Genomic DNA, 16,887 nt, shown 5'->3' on the forward strand with positions numbered 1-16,887 from the left:
TTCTAGATCATTTCTTCCATGTTTCTGCGAATGTTGTTTCATTGAAACCAACGGTCACTTTTTGGTTGTCCGACACGAGTGGACGTTTGATGAGCATTCCGTCTGAAGCGAGCAGTGCGATCTTTTCGTCGTCTGTCATGGTAGGTAGTTTGTCTTTCAAATTGAGCTCGCGATATTTCATGCCGCTTGTGTTGAAGAACTTCTTCATTTCGAGCCCGGAGTTTGCGATCATGCTACGAAGGTCGTCTTCGCTCGGTGGTTGTTCGGCGATGTTGTGTTCTTCGAATGAAATCCCCTCGTTCTCGAGCCATTTCTTCGCTTTGCGGCATGTGGTACATTTCGGATAGCCGTAGTATGTGATAGTCATAGTCGTAATCCTCCTTTTTTTCAGTATAGCAAATAAAGGCGTGTGGATACTAGTTTGGCGTGATAACAATGAGAAGCTGGCAGAGTGCTGGGGTGGGGATTTGCGCTTCGGAGGGGACGCGTTCTGGAGGGCGGGCGGTGAACCACACCCCTTCGCTTCGCTCGCAGGGTGTTTCACCTGTCCCGCTGATCCTCCCAGAGTCGCCCCTCCTACACTCCAATCCCTTGCAATGTGAGTGGATGATACTTTTTGTTGCGCATTAAAGTTAGGTTTGTAATTGTTGTTGAACTTGGACTTGAGCCCTAGCACTTGAACTTAAATAAGTTAAAATAAAACAATTCGTTACATACAATCTACAGTGAGTGATCTAAGTACTCATACTATCAACGTAGGATGGAAGCGGAAGTTGGGGGCGACTCCCGATGGATCAGCGAAAGCCTTGAGACCCTGGACGGAGCGAAGCGTAGGAAGCGGCTCAAGCCGAGCCCATGGGAAAGCGTCCCCCAACTGGAGCTTCCATCCCGAACCACTCACAAATTCACTCACTACTCCCAAGCACTTGCTTTGGAACTTGAACTTGAACTTGAACTTAAACAATTCCAGAAACAACAAAAAACGCCCCACGTAGGAGGCGTTATGTCTGAGCTATAATTATACGATATACTTCTCTGCTTCGATCAGCTTCTCAGCCGCTTCACGCTTCTTCGCAATCAAGTTATACGGATTGTTACGAGTCAACTTACGCAACGCCGAAATCATCATGCGCTGGTTGTCGCCGTCTACTGCTGCAAGCAATGTCTCTTTTGCTGCCGCTTCGATACGTCCGAACGCTTCTTGACAGAAGATCTGTGTATAAAGAAGCTTCTGGTTCTCTTTCTCTTCGCCGTTCTTGTTGATCGCCTTCTCCGTACGAAGCAATGCAGACTCCATACCGAATAGATCATTCGCAATATCTGCGATGTTCACAAGAATCTCTTGCTCTTGATCCAACTTCGTGCCATAACGCTGTGCTGCAAGTCCTGCAACCAAGATGCCGATTTTCTTCGCGTTCTTCACAAGCGCCTTCTCTTGAGCCAATGCTTCGTCGCCCACTTCTTCCGGCATAAGCATTAACAACTCTTCTTGCAATGCTTGTGCTTGTTGAAGCAATGGCAATTCGCCTTTCATTGCTTTCTTCAAGAATGTGCCTGGAACGATCATTCGGTTGATTTCATTCGTTCCTTCGAAAATACGGTTAATACGTGAGTCGCGGTAGATACGCTCTACTTCGTACTCAGCCATGAAGCCGTAACCGCCGTGGATTTGAACCGCTTCGTCAGAGATGTAATCCAACACTTCTGAACCTACTACTTTATTGATAGAACATTCAATTGCGTATTCAGCAATGGAAGCCGCCACTTTTGCGCCGTCTTTTTGCTCTTCAGGGCTCATCGCCGCGTTACGCTCTTCGAAGTATCCAACTGTACGATAGATCAAGCTTTCTGTTGCGTACAACATAGAAGCCATCGTACCGAATTTTTCTTTCGTTAAGTTGAATGAAGAAATCGGTGTGTCGAACTGCTTACGCTGATTCGCATATTTGATAGCCAATTCAAGTGCACGCTTCGATCCGCCGATTGTACCTACTCCAAGCTTGTACCGACCGATGTTTAGAATGTTGAACGCGATCACGTGTCCGCGACCAATTTCACCTAATAAGTTTTCAACAGGTACTTCTGCGTCTTCTAGAATCAACGTACGTGTAGAAGATGATTTGATACCCATTTTCTTCTCTTCGGGTCCTACTGAAACGCCTGGATATTCTTTTTCTACGATAAACGCTGTGAACTTGTCGCCATCTACTTTTGCGTAGACTACGAATACATCAGCAAATGCAGAGTTTGTGATCCACTGTTTTTCACCGTTCAGTACATAGTGTGTACCTGCAGCGTTTAATTTAGCAGTGGTCTTCGCGCCTAATGCGTCTGATCCTGAGCTTGGCTCTGTCAATGCATAAGCGGAAATTTTCGCTCCACTTGCGGAGTTTGGCAAGTACTTCATTTTTTGTTCATGGTTACCGAATAGAACGATCGGTAATGTACCGATCCCTACGTGCGCTCCGTGAGTGATTGAGAAGCCGCCTGCCACTGATAATTTCTCCGCAATCAATGCAGATGAAATCTTATCTAGTGCAAGTCCCTCATACTCTTCTGGAATATCTGCTGCTAGAAGACCTAGATCTCCAGCTTTCTTCAGCAATGTTACAGAGTTTTCAAATTCATGGTTCTCTAGCTTTTCAATTAACGGTGTTACGTCGTTTTTTACGTACTCTTCCGTTGTTTTGGCAATCATCTTTTGCTCATCTGTGAAGTCCTCTGGTGTAAATACGCGACTTGCGTCCATATCCTCAGTTAAAAATGCGCCACCTTTTACGAATTCAGTCATAGTAGTTCCCTCCATAGCTTTAGTCATATAATTTCCCCCTATTGTTTGTCTGTATTATTTTTATAGAACTTCGAACACTCCAGCTGCTCCCATTCCGCCACCGATACACATCGTGACGACACCGTACTTTTTGCCTTGGCGTTTCAATTCATTAATTAATTTCAACGTCAAAATAGTTCCTGTTGCGCCTAGTGGATGACCTGATGAAATCGCGCCACCATTGACGTTCACTTTATCTGTATCAAGTCCTAGTTCGCGAATAACTGCGAGCGACTGAGAGGCAAATGCTTCATTGAGCTCAAAAAGATCGATATCTTCAATAGATAAACCTGCAAGCTTCAATGCTTTAGGCACAGCTACAATCGGTCCGATCCCCATCACTTCTGGTGGAACGCCGCCTACTGCGAATGAAAGGAATTTTGCCATCGGCTTCAAGCCGCGCTGTTCAGCAACTTCTCGATCCATTAATAAGACCATTCCTGCACCGTCAGATGTTTGTGACGCGTTACCAGCTGTTACGGAACCTTTCGCTGCGAATGCCGGACGTAATTTCCCCAGTACTTCCGTCGTCGTGCCAGGACGCACGCCTTCATCCATTTCGAATAAAACCGTCTTTTCCTGATACTTGCCGTCTGCATCGACAAAACGCTTCGTTACTTCAACAGGTACAATCTCATCAACAAATTTATTTTCTTTGATTGCCGCTTCCGTACGTTTATGTGATTCGACTGCGAACGCGTCCTGATCTTCACGTGAGATACCATACTTTTGCGCCACTTGCTCGGCTGTATGTCCCATTCCCATATAATATTCAGGCGCTTCTTCTGCTAATTTAAAGTTTGGACGAATCGTGTTTCCCATCATCGGAACCATACTCATCGATTCAACGCCACCTGCTAAGACAGCTTCTGAGTGACCGAGCATGATTCGCTCTGCTGCATAGGCGATCGACTGTAAGCCAGATGAACAAAAGCGGTTGACCGTTACGGCTGGTGTCGTATCCGGTAACCCTGCCAATGCGCCAATATTACGCGCTACGTTCATTCCTTGTTCCGCTTCAGGCATGGCACAACCGATGATTAAATCATCGATCGGTCCATCATAATTCCCTGCACGTTTCAATGTTTCCTTTATAGTCAACGCCCCAAGATCATCCGGACGGACAGTTGCCAAAGAACCTCTTCCTGCTTTTCCAATCGGTGTTCGAGCACCGGCTACAATTACTGCTTCGCGCATTCTGTTTCCTCCTTTAACTATCTCTCATCAGTTACGTAACGGCTTACCCTTGACCAGCATATGCTGCATACGCTGCTGTGATTTCGGTTCTGCTACTAAACTTAAAAATGCTTCGCGTTCTAAATCAAGTAAGTACTGCTCATCTACACGTGTACCGTACGGAATTTTTCCGCCTGCTAGCACGTACGCGAGTTTCTTCGCAATTTTCAAATCATGTTCGCTAATGAATCCAGAACCGTACATGCCTTCAGCTGCTAACAATAATGTCGCATAGCCCGAATCGCCTGTTACGGGAACTTTCGCTCGCTTTGGTGCAACGTAGCCCGCTTCAAATAAAGCCAGTGCCGCTTGCTTCGCATCATAAATCTGGTGATCTGGATTGACACTTATGCCGTCTGCAAAGTCGAGGAAGTTATTCTCTCTTGCTTCGTCAGCCGATGTTGAAACTTTCGCCATCGCGATCGATTCGAATACTTTATTCGCAATATGTTGATAATCAGTAGGTACACCGTTCGGTAGACCTTTCAGATGCTTCTGATACAAGTTGACGTTTCCGCCACCTCCAGGAATCAAGCCTACCCCTACTTCAACAAGTCCCATATACGTTTCCATAGATGCCTGAATATGTGCAGCTGGAAGACAAACTTCCGCCCCGCCACCTAGCGTCATCTGGAATGGTGCCACAACAACTGGCTTGCCACTATATTTAATCTTCAACATCGCATTCTGGAATGAACGGATGACAAAGTCGAGTTCAAAGATATTATCATCTTGCGCTTCCATTAAAATCATGCCTAGGTTTGCGCCGACACAGAAGTTTTTCCCCTGATTCCCGATCACAAGCCCTTTGAAGTTCTTCTCCACTTCATCTACCGCGAAGTTGATCATCTGAATGATGTCTAGACCAATAGCATTTGATTGTGAATGGAATTCTAGTAGAGCTACGCCATCGCCAAGATCGATCAAGCTTGCGCCAGAATTTTTCTTGATCACGCCGTGCTTTTTCTTATACTGCTTCAAGTTGATAGCTTTCTCATTTACTTGCACAACCTGATAGTCCGAGCCGTCGAAGTAGTACGTGTCGCCATCCTCTTCTTTATAGAAAGTTTCATAGCCTTTATCGAGCAATGACTGAACGAATTCAGGAATTTCCTTACCTTCTTCTTTTAGCATGTCAACAGACTTCTTCACGCCGATTGCGTCCCAAATTTCAAACGGTCCTTGCGTCCAGCCGAAGCCCCATTTCATTGCGTTGTCGATCGAAACGATATCGTCTGCAATTTCTCCATGAAGTTGGGCAGCATATAGCATTGTCGGTGTTAATGTATTCCACAAAATCTCGCCTGCACGATCTTTTGCATACAGCAATGTTTTCACTTTGTTAGCTAGTCCTTTTTGCTGTTTTGCCATTTCGATTGAAGGCGCTTTCATTTTCTGTGTAGGAATATATTCTAATGTCTTCATATCGAGTTCAAGAATATCTCGGCCTTCTTTAACGTAGAAGCCTTGTTTCGCCTTCGCACCGATCCAGCCATTATCAATCATTTTCGTAACGACGTCTGGCAATTCGAAGATTTTTTGCTCTTCACCTGTCGTTTGATCGTAGACGTTTTTCGCAACGTGCATATACGTGTCTAGTCCCACTACATCCAATGTACGGAATGTTGCGGATTTCGGACGACCGATCAATGTACCTGTAATTGAATCGATTTCTCCGATTGTATAACCGCGTTCTAGCATTTCATGCAATGTCACTTGTAAACCATACGTACCGATTCGGTTGCCGATAAAGTTTGGTGTATCTTTCGCAATGACGACTCCCTTACCTAAACGATCCTCACCGAACACTGTCATGAACTCGACAACTTCAGGTGATGTGGTTTTTGTAGGAATAATCTCAAGCAATTTCAAGTATCTTGGAGGATTGAAGAAGTGTGTGCCAAGGAAGTGTTTCTGGAAATCTTCCGAACGTCCTTCTGTCATCGCTTCAATACTAATACCCGATGTATTGGATGAAATGATGGTGCCTGGCTTTCGCACATTTTCAATCTTTTCATATAAACTCTTTTTAATATCAAGGTTTTCTACGACGACTTCAATGATCCAATCTACGTCTTTCAATTGATCCAAATGGTCCTCGAAATTTCCTGGTGTAAGTAATGCTAAGCTTTTCTTCGTTGTCAGAGGTGCCGGCTTTTGTTTTTGTAATTTCTCCAATGCTGTAGCCGCAAACTTATTACGGAACTTTGGATCGTCATACGTTAATCCTTTGGCCTCGTCGTCTGCACCTAATTTCGGTGGTACGATATCCAATAAAAGTACGGGAATGCCAATATTCGCTAAGTGTGCTGCAATACCAGAACCCATAACTCCAGATCCTAAAACTGCTGCTTTTCTAATTTGATAAGTCACGTGCAATCCTCCCCTTATGTTCTTTGAATGAACACTCATTCATTTATAGCGTAAAAAAAATACGCATTGCCTATAATTGCTAGTATAAATCATTTGAAACTATTTCGCAATATTTATTTCATATTTAATCTGACTTTTTAAAATAAGCACTTTAATTCCCAATGCTTTAGAATCATTGTACACTATTCATTGAATGGAGGCGATAGAAATGAAAGAAATTAAAACAGCAAGTGAGTTTGAAGAAATCATTGCGAGCGACAAACCAGTGCTTGTGAAGTTTGAAGCTGGCTGGTGCCCTGACTGTAAGCGTATGGACATGTTCATCGATCCAATCGTTGAAAAATACGATACATACACATGGTATGATGCGGATCGCGACGTTATTCCTGAAATCGCTGAGAAGTATGAAGTCATGGGTATTCCAAGCTTGTTAGTCTTCAAAAATGGTGAAAAGCATGCACACTTGCATAGTGCGTTTGCGAAGTCACCTGAACAAGTTATGGCGTTCTTAGATGAAGTAAAGATCTAAAGATGGTAATAAAAATGCTGAGAGCCTCTAGGTTCTCAGCATTTGTTTTATAGTTTAGTTTGAAGGTCTAAGAGCGGTTGCGTGGCGGCTATGAGTGGTTAACACGGCTGATAGAGCGCTCAACGGCCTGGATAGGGCGGTCGCGCGGTTGGCTAGAGCAGTCTAACCGGTTACATAGAGCGGTCACGCGGATTCATTGAGCATTTCAGCATTCCCAGCCCCATAACATACCCACTAAAAGGAGGCATTCAGCATGTCCAAATACATAGAAGTGAAAGGCAAATCACAATATGATCACGACATTGAACCACGCTATCGTCCATCGGCTTGCGGGTCTGTTACAGCGTATGTATTGTTGCGCCATTTCTTTCCCACCGAACAAACTCCTTCTATTAATGAGCTGTATCGAACATTAGGTAGTACGAAGATTGGTTTGCCTACTTGGCGGTTTGTTCGTAGGCTGAACCAAATGCTCGGCTCGCAATGGAATGTGAAAGTTTGTACTGTACAGCAGGCAATTGAACAGATCGATGAAGACCGTCCTGTTGCGTTGAAATTTGATAAATGGTTCAAATTCAAATGGCGTAGTCGTTTTTCATTCAATTACCACTGGGTCGTAATGGTTGGCTATGAATATGTAGACAATCAACTGCTTGTACTCGTTCATGATCACGGTGGCAGAAATAGCGCGAGCCGTGTACGCTCTATCCCTTATGAGCCGAATAAAAAGATTTTGACGTTTGTTACGATCGAACCGTTAAAACGGTGAAACCGGTAGGCCTTGTTTTGCAATCATGGAGTAGCCCTGTTCTTCCATTACTTTGGCGGTTTCTACCGTGAACTCGGGAATGATCAATTCTTCTAGCGGATCATCCAGCTTGATTTCACAATGAATCGTTGCGAGATCTCTTGATATCATCAACATCTCTTCTTCTGCGTTTAGCTTCTTTTGCAAACCTGCCGTTAAGTTTTCTTTCGCTGCAAGCACGCCATCGACCGAACCATACTCCTGTATGAGCTTCAATGCCGTCTTCGGTCCAATCCCCTTCACACCAGGATATCCGTCGCTCGAATCTCCAGTAAATGCTTTCATATCAATAAATTGCTTCGGCGTAATTCCATACTCTTCTATAAAACGTGCTTCCGTGTATTCATCATACTGCGTGAATCCTTTTTTCGTTAGCGCAATCGACACATCCGGTTTCAACAACTGGAGTAAATCTTTATCCCCCGATACTACGGTCAATTTGGCTTCGTCTTTCCACGTTTCAACTAGCGAACCAATCAGATCATCCGCTTCCATGTTCTTAATTCCATAACTCTTCCATCTTAGCGTTTCCGATACTTCGCGTGCCATATCGAACTGTGGAATTAATTCTGGTGCAGGTGCTGGGCGATGCGCTTTATAGTCTGCGAATAATTCATTACGAAATGTTTTCGATCCCATATCCCAGCACACCGCCAAATGTGTCGGTTGGAAAATCGAGATGGCACTCATCGTGTGACGTGCAAACCCTTGTACCCCGTTCGTCGGTACATCCATTGCATTGCGGAAAAACTGACCACTATGTGCCGTCGCAAAAAACGAACGGAACAAGAGCGCCATTCCGTCTACTACTAAAATATGCGGTTTATTTTCATTCATTATAGTCCACTTCCTTCACCTATAGTTTAGCACAGCTGTCGAACGAAGAGAGAATAAGGTCAAATGACTATCAGGCTGCATATGATAAAACGAATAGAAAAAGGAGGCGTAATGAGTTGAATCCACAAGACGAATTTATGTGGTATCCACAATACACAGATCAAAATTGGCAAGGTGCTGATCCACAAGGCTTCTCTACAGCGCAATCGTTTTCACCTTGGCAACCTTGGTTTTCAGGATCACAAGGTTTTCCAGGTATGCAGTGGTTCCCAGGTATGCCAGGATTCCCGGGGTCATCTGGTTTTCCACAGCAACCTAATTTCCCTGGACAGCAACCCGGTAGACCAGGAGGCAATCAAGGGTCACCCAATCAAGGTGGGCAGGCGGCCGCTCCTACTACTCCGCCACCGAATCAAGTTCCAAGTTACCCGGAATTCCAGACGTTCGCGGTAGATCCAGGTGCCATTGCGGGTTGCTTGTATCGCTTTACGTATGTATGGACATCTCGACGCAATGGATTCTGGTTCTACCCGACATTCGTCGGTAGACAATCCGTAGCAGGTTTTCAATGGAACGCGCGAAGATTCCGCTGGGAGTATATCGGTATTGACTTACAACGTATCGATCAGTTTCGTTGTGTTTGAAACAAGTAGAAAAGAAGGAGTGATAGTTTGAGTCAGCAGAATGAAGGTATGTGGTATCCGCAGTTGCCTGATGGTTATCCAGGGCGACAGCAAGAGACGTATCAACAGCATCAACCGCAACATGGTCAATATCCACAACATGGGTGGCAAGGTGGAAATACCCCTGGTTATCCGCCACCCAATCAACAGAATCCTCAATGGCCACCTGGTTATCCAGGACAGCAGCCAGGATATCCTGGGCAACAGCACGGGCATACACCACAACCAGGATATCCCGGGTACCCTCAACAACCTTCATATCCAGGGTATCCTAGTCAACCAGGACATCATCAACAGCATTATCCAGGACAGCAGCCAGGTCATCAACACGGACACCAAGGTGGTCAACCACAACAAAGTGCACCGACTTTTGCTCCACCAAGCCAAACGCCGAGTTATCCCGATGCCCATTTACGTGCAGTCGACCCAGGCGGAATAGCGGGATGTCTGTACCGTTACACGTATGTATGGACTTCGCGGAATAATGGATTCTGGTACTATCCAACATTCGTTGGCAGAACTTCGATTGCCGGCTACCGATGGGATCCACGCCATTACCGATGGGAGTATTATGGATTAGACTTAAAAAAGATTGATTCATTCAGATGTATGTAAAAAGCATTTTATACAATTGATATATCGAAAAAAACCTGACTATTTGTCAGGTTTTTCTTATTTACGACATATCTTTACAATGGACTCGTTTTACTCTAACATTTAAATAATGATATTTTTAAAATCATCCATATAAAGGAGTTGAAAATCATATGAAAACCCGCATTCAACAATTAATTGAAAGCAAGAGAAATTTACATATTCTTTACTCCTACAAAGATCTAGATCACCATATCCAATTGGTTGCGGCGTATATTGAGGAAGGTGTTCGCGCGGGCGAATATACCATTCTAATAGACAATGAACGTATACATCTTTTGATAAAAAATGAGTTACAGAATAGGTTAAACGAAGAGGAAATGAAATACCTTCATTTCATCAATAATTTCCACTTCTATTATTCTACTGGTAGCTATCATCCCGCTACGATTGAACAGTATTTAACAGAAACTGTCACGCCTTATGTAGAAAATCAATTACTATTCCGTTCATGGGCACATGTAGAATGGGCGACGATGGACGGTCCTTGGCATATTATAGAGGACTTGGAGAGGTTCGTAGACCACGCCGTGAACGAATTATCATTTCCGCTGATCTGTGCTTACAAAGAGGAAAGCATGCCCGAGCATTTGCAAGAATTACTATTTAAAACGCACCCGCTCATTATAGTAAATGATGAGCTCGTACAATCAGAGGTATACGAAAGAGAATGTAAGTAAAGTTCCTAGCGCCATTTACATAACTAAAAACCTAGTCAATTAACTAGGTTTTTGTCATTTCCTTTTCATACCACGAATGATCTCCTTCACGTCTGCCCCTACCCGTGTCGATTCCGTGATTTTCTGCAATGCTTTATTATACGTAAACAAATCCAATGAGTGATCCCCTGTTAAATACTTCATCGTCTGATCGGGCAACTTCACAAAACAAATAGACAGCGCCCATGCAACTGCCATTTTTGCATAATATCCTTCATGTTGTACATCATCTAATAAATCAAGAACTCTGTCGATATAGTCAGGTTCAATATAATAATCAAGCAACATGACTATACCGAAGCGAAGTTCATACTCCTTGTCGGAAATCATATACGGTTGAAGGAATGACCATACACGTTCTTTATTTTGCTTGGTGAATTTTAACCCTGTACAAAAACTGTCGCAAACAGACCAGTTATCTATTTTGGGTACAAATGTCTCTACATACGTCAAAAGTTCCTCTACATCCGCTTTTGCATATCCAATGACTAAACCTTGTAACATCACTTCTTCAAAGTACTCGTCATTCGCAGTTTGCAAATATGTCCGCCAGTCACCTTTTGCAATCTCCTTTGCGAGTTTGCGGAGTTCCGGCATGCGCACTCCGAGTACATTATCGATATTCGGTATGAGCGCGGATATAAACTTCTGATAGCTAGCCTCTTGTAGTTCAAAAATTTGTTTTCTGATCGTGTCTTGCATAAAGTATCACCTTTTACGTTTTATTTTTTCGGTTCAATAATAGGTAGTGGTCTATTGACTAGTTTAGGTGGTAGGGGTGTGATAGTGCAAAAGCAATTGATATTGACTATAATACAGCTTTTTGTCTTCTTGAGGGAGTAAAGTTCTTCGCAGTCTTCCACTGGATTCCCTTCCATATCGACTGGCTCGAGTAAGGTCAGAGTCGCGCAGCATGTATCTATATCGATTTTTTCCAATCTGAAATATGGAGTCTTTATACATTGATAGTGAGCACTGAACGGCTTTTGTAATGCACAGTCATGCAGTGTAAAGGGGATTGTATCGTAGACAGGTAGTGAACAGACAAATTGTAATCCATGGCCGAATTTCTTCATCATCTCTTGTTCTTCCAGTAATTTTTTCATTGCTAGACAAATCACACTAGGTTCATTCATCATTTTCCTTCCCTTCATATATACGTATCTCTTATATATATGCCAAAGTAGAATGACAGGTTAGGTTTGGGCAAGCATGAATAGATAATTATTTGAAACCTTATTAAGTTGATTCATTTTTCTTGGCGACATACATGGCATAAGGAATATGGTTCTTTGCTATAGCGATTATGAAATCTACGCATCCCGGTCTCCAATTCACTTCGAAGATCCATAGCTTATTATTTTCATCGATACCTATATCAATACCCAGCTCATCGAATTCCACGTCATAAGTACTTTCGAATTCAATCGTGAAGTGCTCAGCAAATTCCTCTAAAGTTTTTTTCATATTCATCCACTCATCATCAAATTCTCTTTGTAAAAATGTTTTTAACTCTCCCTTACTACCGCCGCGTGAGATGTTGCTAGTCACTCGATCCGTCGTACCTATCCGAGGGAAAATGATGGGAATTATCCATTTCCCCTCTCTGTCCTTTTGAACATGCAGTCTTAAATCATACGGATTCCCATCTTTTGTTCGGCATAAAATATATGGTTGAACCAAATAGTCTTCCTCACTGATTAAGTCTTGAAGTTCGGAAATAAGTTGTTTTCGATTCGTAGTTGTCTTTTCTGTATCGACTACTTTCTGAAACAGCTCTCCATCTTGCTCTATAAACCAAACCCCCTTCCCTTGACTGCCGGATACTGGTTTGATAATCACTTTTTTATATTTTGTCAAAGCCTCCAATACATCTTTCGGTTGATCCACCCGTATAGAAGGGATCAAATACTTTTCAAATCCTGACATTTTACTAATTCTCTTATAGACACTCATTTTATTGCCAACCGGTTGTGAAGTGAAAGGAATCATTTCACTTAATTTATCGTAGACGGCAGTATCTTCATCGGTTTTCATCCAGTATGAATTGAAAATGACATCCGGGAACAACAATTCTTTTTGAATCCATTCGCCCTGTTCATAAACATAGCCTGAAATTACGTTTGTCGTGAAATTAACATCGCGTGGTGAAAAGTAGTAAAAATTTATTCCTTCCATTTTAGCAACAGCTGCCCAGGCGAAAGCTCTATCTACTTTGCTTGGGTGTTTATTTGAATGCAACATTCCTACTGTAATCATCTGCGCTCACTCCTCATTCGTTTCTATATAGAACTTGATATTCTTCGCTGCATGCAAGGCATTTTGTTTCGCTTTTGATGCTGAATCGCCCGAAGCTATGACGTAACCATATCGATTTCCCATCGAAGTGGGTGGAGTCATGAACGTGCCTTTACGTGGCTTCACGTAGACTTCACGCACACCTTCATATATCATGGCATTGTTTTTTCCTGTCACTTTCAGTAATGTACCGTAAGCATTCACGGTAATATAATGCGTATAAATATAATTTTCGTGCCTTCTCTTCAAATTCATTTCTTCTCCAATAAAAAGCTTCAATGTCTCTTCCATTAAATTAATTCCATACGCCTCTTCTATCATGCGATTCATAGCACCACCCGAAATTCTTGGGTTCAATTCAATCAACTTCCAGGTATCCCTGACATATCGTAGTTCAAGGTGACAGGCTACATTTTTTGCACCTAAATCCTCACAAATAGATTCTATTGTCTTGAAAAGCTTATCGTATAAACTTTTCTCCAGTGATAATTGAAAATCATAACCGGTAATGATGAACTTCAAGTCTTTTTGAATGTCCTGTTTAATCACTGCAACTAGGTGGTGCTCCCCGTCAACCACTACAAGTTCAACTAAATATTGAGGTCCATCCAAGTATTCTTCAACGACAATTTGCTGGCCAGGGTGGACTTTCAACATGCCCTTCATGACACGCATCATTTCTTTTCGATCTTCAACGAGATATACGTCTCTTGATGCCTTTGAAAGTGGCGACTTGATGATGAGGGGAAATACCTCCTGTTCGATGATGAACTGTTTCAAATTTGCCGATGTTTCATAAATCATAAACTTAGGTGTCGCTTCGTTCTTAGCTAATGCTGTTCTAGTTAATACTTTGTCCTCCATTTTCAGATAGGCATCAGCGGAAATTTTCGAATCGCAAAATTCATTCGCAAGATGGGCAGTCATCGAAACAAATGGATCTACGAAACTGAAAATCCCTTTCAACTTCATTCCCGACTTCTGTAGTGAATGAATCTGATGACGAATCACCACTTCCGTTAGGCTGTCAACATGAATCATATGTGTAACTTCGGGGAACTCTTCCCTTTGCTCGAGATACTTCATATTCTCGGTTAGCAAGACCGTTACATAGCCTATCCTTTCTGCAGCCTTTATGGCTTCTCTGCTCGAACCACTCTTCGTGGTTTCCACAAACAAAATAGTATCCATTTCACACTCTCCTTCGTCAAAGCCTGTTATTCATTTGCATATGTTAATGAAAATACAAACAAAACAGTCACTTATTTTGGCGTTCTTTTAATCATATGAAAGAGTATAGCTAGTCGGATAGGCCTTCGAACATGCGTACATATAGTTTTTGCATCTGGGAAACATTGAATATAAAAAGAATAATTAGGAAACTTCCATTGAATTGTTCAGATTAGCAAGTATAATAGTATAATGTTCGTTAGAATAGTTATAAAATTCTAATCAATGGAACTACTTTCAATAAAATGAATTCAACATACAAGGAGAGAACAACTATGACAGCAACTACTGAGAAAATCGTCCAAGCCCTGAAAAAGGTATTAACCGATGAACAAGTAACGATCAATGAAACCGTGCGCGAACTTCATGGTAAAGATGAGTCTTACCATACGATGAAACTTCCGGATATTGTGGCGTTCCCTTCGTGTACGGAAGACGTCAGCAACATCATGCGCATCTCAAAAGAACTGCACGTTGCGGTCATTCCATTCGGACTTGGCTCAAGTCTAGAAGGCAGTGTCATCCCTGATAACGGTGGGATCACAATCGACTTTTCAAACATGAACGCGATTCTAGATGTGCGCGCAGAAGATTTCCTCGTTACTGTACAACCGGGCGTTACGCGTACTCAATTAAATAAGGAACTGAAGAAACATGGGTTATTCTTCTCTGTCGATCCAGGAGCAGACGCGACACTTGGAGGCATGGCAGCAACGAATGCTAGCGGTACGACTTCCGTCAAATACGGCGTCATGCGTGATCAAGTACGTGATCTGGAAGTTGTTACGGCTGACGGAACTGTTATACATACTGGTAATAAAGCAGCTAAATCTGCGTCGGGTCTCCATTTGAACGGATTATTCGTCGGCTCTGAAGGAACTCTTGGTTGCTTCACTGAGCTGACATTGCGCGTCTATGGTATTCCTGAATTCACAACGGCAGCTCGCGCATCCTTTCCTTCTGTAAAAGATGCGGTAGAAGCCGTAGTATCCATCCTGCAAGCTGGCATTCCAATCGCGCGCGTGGAATTAGTCGACGAACCATCGATGCGTCAAGTAAATATATTCAGTGAAACGGAGTATAAAGAACAGCCAACACTATTCCTAGAATTCCATGGCAATGAAGCCGGACTTCAACAAGACGTCGAATTCACGAAAGAAATTGTGGCGGATCATCACTGTGAAAACATTGAGTTTGAAACGGACAATGCCGAACGCAATCGATTGTGGGAGGCTCGACACAACTTGGCTTATGCTTTCATTCACGGCAACCCAGGTAAGAAGCTAATGGTGACGGATGTGTGCTTGCCTATTTCAGAACTAGCAGATGCAGTCAATCATGCGCGTGAAGTCGTTGAATCATTGAATGTGCCAGCCGGAATTGTCGGCCACGTTGGTGACGGTAACTTCCACGTACTATTGATGATGGACGTCAACGATCCAGCTGAAATCGCCAAAGCGGATGAGTTGAATGAAAAAATTGTTCTGTATGCACTCGAGCGTGGCGGTACATGTACTGGAGAGCATGGCGTAGGAATCGGCAAACAGAAATACCAGCAACAAGAACATGGCCCTGCCCTTCTAGTCATGCAAAAAATCAAACAAGCTCTCGATCCGGATCATTTACTCAATCCAAATAAAATCTTCCACCTTGATTTAGAGGTGACAAAGCCATGAAAGCACTCGAAGCCATTAGTTCTATAGCAGGAAAGTTCTTTGCATTTTGGGTCATCATTGTTGCGGTTATTGCATTCATGTTCCCGAGTCCTTTTCTTGGATTAGGTGCCTATATTACGATTTTATTAGGCGTCGTCATGTTTGGAATGGGACTGACATTACGCGCTGTGGATTTCAAAATCATTTTGACTAATCCGCTACCCGTGATCATTGGGGTTGCCGCACAATTTGTTGTTATGCCATTGGTTGCTTTCGGTTTAGCCTATTTATTGAAGCTACCACCTGAACTAGCAGCTGGCCTTGTATTACTTGGATCTGTTCCAGGCGGTACCGCTTCAAACGTTATGGTCTATCTGGCAAAAGGGAATCTTGCATTATCTGTCGCTATGACGTCCCTTTCCACATTATTGGCACCACTCGTCACACCGTTATTGTTATTATTGTTAGCAGGTCAATGGCTTCCGGTAGATGCGTTGTCGATGTTTAAGTCAATCGTACAAGTGATTATCATTCCAATCGTTCTTGGGCTACTTATTCAACGGTTCTTCCCTAGAGCGGTTGCAAAAAGTGTATCCGTCGTACCGATTATTTCAGTTGTTGCTATTCTCATCATTGTCGCTGCGGTTACTTCCGCGAATGCAGGCAATGTAGCGAGTTCAGGTTTCATCGTGTTTATCGCGGTATTCTTGCATAACGGTATCGGATTACTACTCGGCTATCTAATTGCGCTTGGACTCGGATTAAATGAAAACGACAGACGCGCCATCTCACTTGAAGTCGGCATGCAAAACTCAGGTCTTGGTGTAGCACTCGCTACCGCTCACTTCGGGCCACTCGCAGCCCTCCCCAGTGTCTGGGGTGCCATCTGGCATAATATCTCTGGTCCGATTCTAGCAACCATTTGGTCAAAAAAGCCGACTGGCGATACCCAAGAGGATCATGTGATCAACCAAGTGAAAGTACATTCATAAAAAAAGAAACCGCCAGACCTCGATCTTTTTGTCGAAGTCTAGC

At 43.1% G+C, this 16,887-nt stretch carries 16 protein-coding genes; 7 read left to right on the top strand and 9 right to left on the bottom strand.

Going from position 1 to position 16,887, the window contains the following annotated elements; translation table 11 throughout:
- Window positions 1–7: 7 nt before the first annotated feature.
- From SporoP32a_RS04555 to SporoP32a_RS04580, 4 genes are all read right to left on the bottom strand, one after another.
- The gene (locus SporoP32a_RS04555; RefSeq protein WP_085426822.1) at window positions 8–367 is read right to left on the bottom strand and encodes an arsenate reductase family protein; all 360 of its coding nucleotides are present in this window, start codon (window positions 365–367) and stop codon (window positions 8–10) included.
- A gap of 651 nt (window positions 368–1,018) precedes the next feature.
- Window positions 1,019–2,818, bottom strand: a complete 1,800-nt coding sequence (locus tag SporoP32a_RS04570) for an acyl-CoA dehydrogenase family protein (RefSeq protein WP_369823958.1) — start codon at window positions 2,816–2,818, stop codon at window positions 1,019–1,021.
- Window positions 2,819–2,851: 33 nt separating this feature from the next.
- Window positions 2,852–4,027: an acetyl-CoA C-acetyltransferase gene (locus SporoP32a_RS04575; protein WP_085426825.1), complete on the bottom strand. Its 1,176-nt coding sequence runs from the start codon at window positions 4,025–4,027 to the stop codon at window positions 2,852–2,854.
- A 27-nt stretch (window positions 4,028–4,054) separates the two neighbouring features.
- The gene (locus tag SporoP32a_RS04580; RefSeq protein WP_085426826.1) at window positions 4,055–6,439 is read right to left on the bottom strand and encodes a 3-hydroxyacyl-CoA dehydrogenase/enoyl-CoA hydratase family protein; all 2,385 of its coding nucleotides are present in this window, start codon (window positions 6,437–6,439) and stop codon (window positions 4,055–4,057) included.
- Window positions 6,440–6,647: 208 nt separating this feature from the next.
- Here SporoP32a_RS04580 and SporoP32a_RS04585 point away from each other — a divergent pair, with 208 nt between their 5' ends.
- Together SporoP32a_RS04585 and SporoP32a_RS04590 are read left to right on the top strand one after the other, a co-directional pair.
- Window positions 6,648–6,968, top strand: a complete 321-nt coding sequence (locus tag SporoP32a_RS04585) for a thioredoxin family protein (protein ID WP_085426827.1) — start codon at window positions 6,648–6,650, stop codon at window positions 6,966–6,968.
- Between the two features lie 253 nt (window positions 6,969–7,221).
- A complete protein-coding gene (locus tag SporoP32a_RS04590) occupies window positions 7,222–7,737 on the top strand; it encodes a C39 family peptidase (RefSeq protein WP_085426828.1) in 516 nt (171 codons plus the stop codon).
- Here SporoP32a_RS04590 and SporoP32a_RS04595 read toward each other — a convergent pair.
- Window positions 7,726–8,613 carry a 5'-3' exonuclease gene (locus SporoP32a_RS04595; RefSeq protein WP_085426829.1) on the bottom strand — a complete coding sequence of 296 codons (888 nt, stop codon included), beginning with the start codon at window positions 8,611–8,613 and terminating at the stop codon, window positions 7,726–7,728. The two genes, SporoP32a_RS04590 and SporoP32a_RS04595, sit on opposite strands and share 12 nt — an antisense overlap.
- Before the next feature lie 116 nt (window positions 8,614–8,729).
- On the opposite strand from SporoP32a_RS04595, the gene SporoP32a_RS04600 reads away from it, so the two are divergent.
- The 3 genes from SporoP32a_RS04600 to SporoP32a_RS04610 all read left to right on the top strand — a co-directional run bounded on the left by SporoP32a_RS04600 (window position 8,730) and on the right by SporoP32a_RS04610 (window position 10,630).
- Window positions 8,730–9,257: a hypothetical protein gene (locus tag SporoP32a_RS04600; protein WP_085426830.1), complete on the top strand. Its 528-nt coding sequence runs from the start codon at window positions 8,730–8,732 to the stop codon at window positions 9,255–9,257.
- Window positions 9,258–9,284: 27 nt separating this feature from the next.
- Window positions 9,285–9,911 carry a hypothetical protein gene (locus SporoP32a_RS04605; RefSeq protein WP_085426831.1) on the top strand — a complete coding sequence of 209 codons (627 nt, stop codon included), beginning with the start codon at window positions 9,285–9,287 and terminating at the stop codon, window positions 9,909–9,911.
- A gap of 152 nt (window positions 9,912–10,063) precedes the next feature.
- Complete coding sequence (locus SporoP32a_RS04610; RefSeq protein ID WP_085426832.1) at window positions 10,064–10,630, top strand: MEDS domain-containing protein; 567 nt, start codon at window positions 10,064–10,066, stop codon at window positions 10,628–10,630.
- A gap of 54 nt (window positions 10,631–10,684) precedes the next feature.
- Here the strand turns inward: SporoP32a_RS04610 and SporoP32a_RS04615 are convergent, their stop codons facing one another.
- The 4 genes from SporoP32a_RS04615 to SporoP32a_RS04630 form a co-directional block, all read right to left on the bottom strand.
- Window positions 10,685–11,371 carry a DNA alkylation repair protein gene (locus SporoP32a_RS04615; protein WP_085426833.1) on the bottom strand — a complete coding sequence of 229 codons (687 nt, stop codon included), beginning with the start codon at window positions 11,369–11,371 and terminating at the stop codon, window positions 10,685–10,687.
- Between the two features lie 20 nt (window positions 11,372–11,391).
- On the bottom strand, window positions 11,392–11,823 hold the full coding sequence (locus SporoP32a_RS04620; RefSeq protein ID WP_085426834.1) for a CotY/CotZ family spore coat protein: 432 nt from the start codon (window positions 11,821–11,823) through the stop codon (window positions 11,392–11,394).
- 85 nt (window positions 11,824–11,908) lie between these two features.
- The gene (locus SporoP32a_RS04625; RefSeq protein ID WP_085426835.1) at window positions 11,909–12,928 is read right to left on the bottom strand and encodes a YheC/YheD family endospore coat-associated protein; all 1,020 of its coding nucleotides are present in this window, start codon (window positions 12,926–12,928) and stop codon (window positions 11,909–11,911) included.
- Between the two features lie 6 nt (window positions 12,929–12,934).
- Window positions 12,935–14,158: an ATP-grasp domain-containing protein gene (locus SporoP32a_RS04630; protein WP_085426836.1), complete on the bottom strand. Its 1,224-nt coding sequence runs from the start codon at window positions 14,156–14,158 to the stop codon at window positions 12,935–12,937.
- A gap of 314 nt (window positions 14,159–14,472) precedes the next feature.
- Here SporoP32a_RS04630 and SporoP32a_RS04635 point away from each other — a divergent pair, with 314 nt between their 5' ends.
- Together SporoP32a_RS04635 and SporoP32a_RS04640 are read left to right on the top strand one after the other, a co-directional pair.
- Entirely contained in the window at window positions 14,473–15,873 is a 1,401-nt protein-coding gene (locus SporoP32a_RS04635; RefSeq protein ID WP_085426837.1) for an FAD-binding oxidoreductase, read from the top strand.
- Entirely contained in the window at window positions 15,870–16,844 is a 975-nt protein-coding gene (locus SporoP32a_RS04640; RefSeq protein WP_085426838.1) for a bile acid:sodium symporter family protein, read from the top strand. Before SporoP32a_RS04635 ends, SporoP32a_RS04640 begins: the two co-directional genes overlap by 4 nt.
- Window positions 16,845–16,887: the final 43 nt, after the last annotated feature.

The sequence above is a fragment of the Sporosarcina ureae genome, assembly GCF_002109325.1.
Taxonomy (GTDB): Bacteria; Bacillota; Bacilli; order Bacillales_A; family Planococcaceae; genus Sporosarcina; species Sporosarcina ureae_C.

Coding starts and splice junctions, on each gene's coding strand:
- SporoP32a_RS04630 (WP_085426836.1), bottom strand. CDS start 14,158: ATGGATACTATTTTGTTTGTGGAAACCACGAAGAGTGGTTCGAGCAGA.
- SporoP32a_RS04575 (WP_085426825.1), bottom strand. CDS start 4,027: ATGCGCGAAGCAGTAATTGTAGCCGGTGCTCGAACACCGATTGGAAAA.
- SporoP32a_RS04595 (WP_085426829.1), bottom strand. CDS start 8,613: ATGAATGAAAATAAACCGCATATTTTAGTAGTAGACGGAATGGCGCTC.
- SporoP32a_RS04635 (WP_085426837.1), top strand. CDS start 14,473: ATGACAGCAACTACTGAGAAAATCGTCCAAGCCCTGAAAAAGGTATTA.
- SporoP32a_RS04615 (WP_085426833.1), bottom strand. CDS start 11,371: ATGCAAGACACGATCAGAAAACAAATTTTTGAACTACAAGAGGCTAGC.
- SporoP32a_RS04555 (WP_085426822.1), bottom strand. CDS start 367: ATGACTATCACATACTACGGCTATCCGAAATGTACCACATGCCGCAAA.
- SporoP32a_RS04610 (WP_085426832.1), top strand. CDS start 10,064: ATGAAAACCCGCATTCAACAATTAATTGAAAGCAAGAGAAATTTACAT.
- SporoP32a_RS04620 (WP_085426834.1), bottom strand. CDS start 11,823: ATGAAGGGAAGGAAAATGATGAATGAACCTAGTGTGATTTGTCTAGCA.
- SporoP32a_RS04640 (WP_085426838.1), top strand. CDS start 15,870: ATGAAAGCACTCGAAGCCATTAGTTCTATAGCAGGAAAGTTCTTTGCA.
- SporoP32a_RS04570 (WP_369823958.1), bottom strand. CDS start 2,818: ATGACTAAAGCTATGGAGGGAACTACTATGACTGAATTCGTAAAAGGT.
- SporoP32a_RS04625 (WP_085426835.1), bottom strand. CDS start 12,928: ATGATTACAGTAGGAATGTTGCATTCAAATAAACACCCAAGCAAAGTA.
- SporoP32a_RS04590 (WP_085426828.1), top strand. CDS start 7,222: ATGTCCAAATACATAGAAGTGAAAGGCAAATCACAATATGATCACGAC.
- SporoP32a_RS04585 (WP_085426827.1), top strand. CDS start 6,648: ATGAAAGAAATTAAAACAGCAAGTGAGTTTGAAGAAATCATTGCGAGC.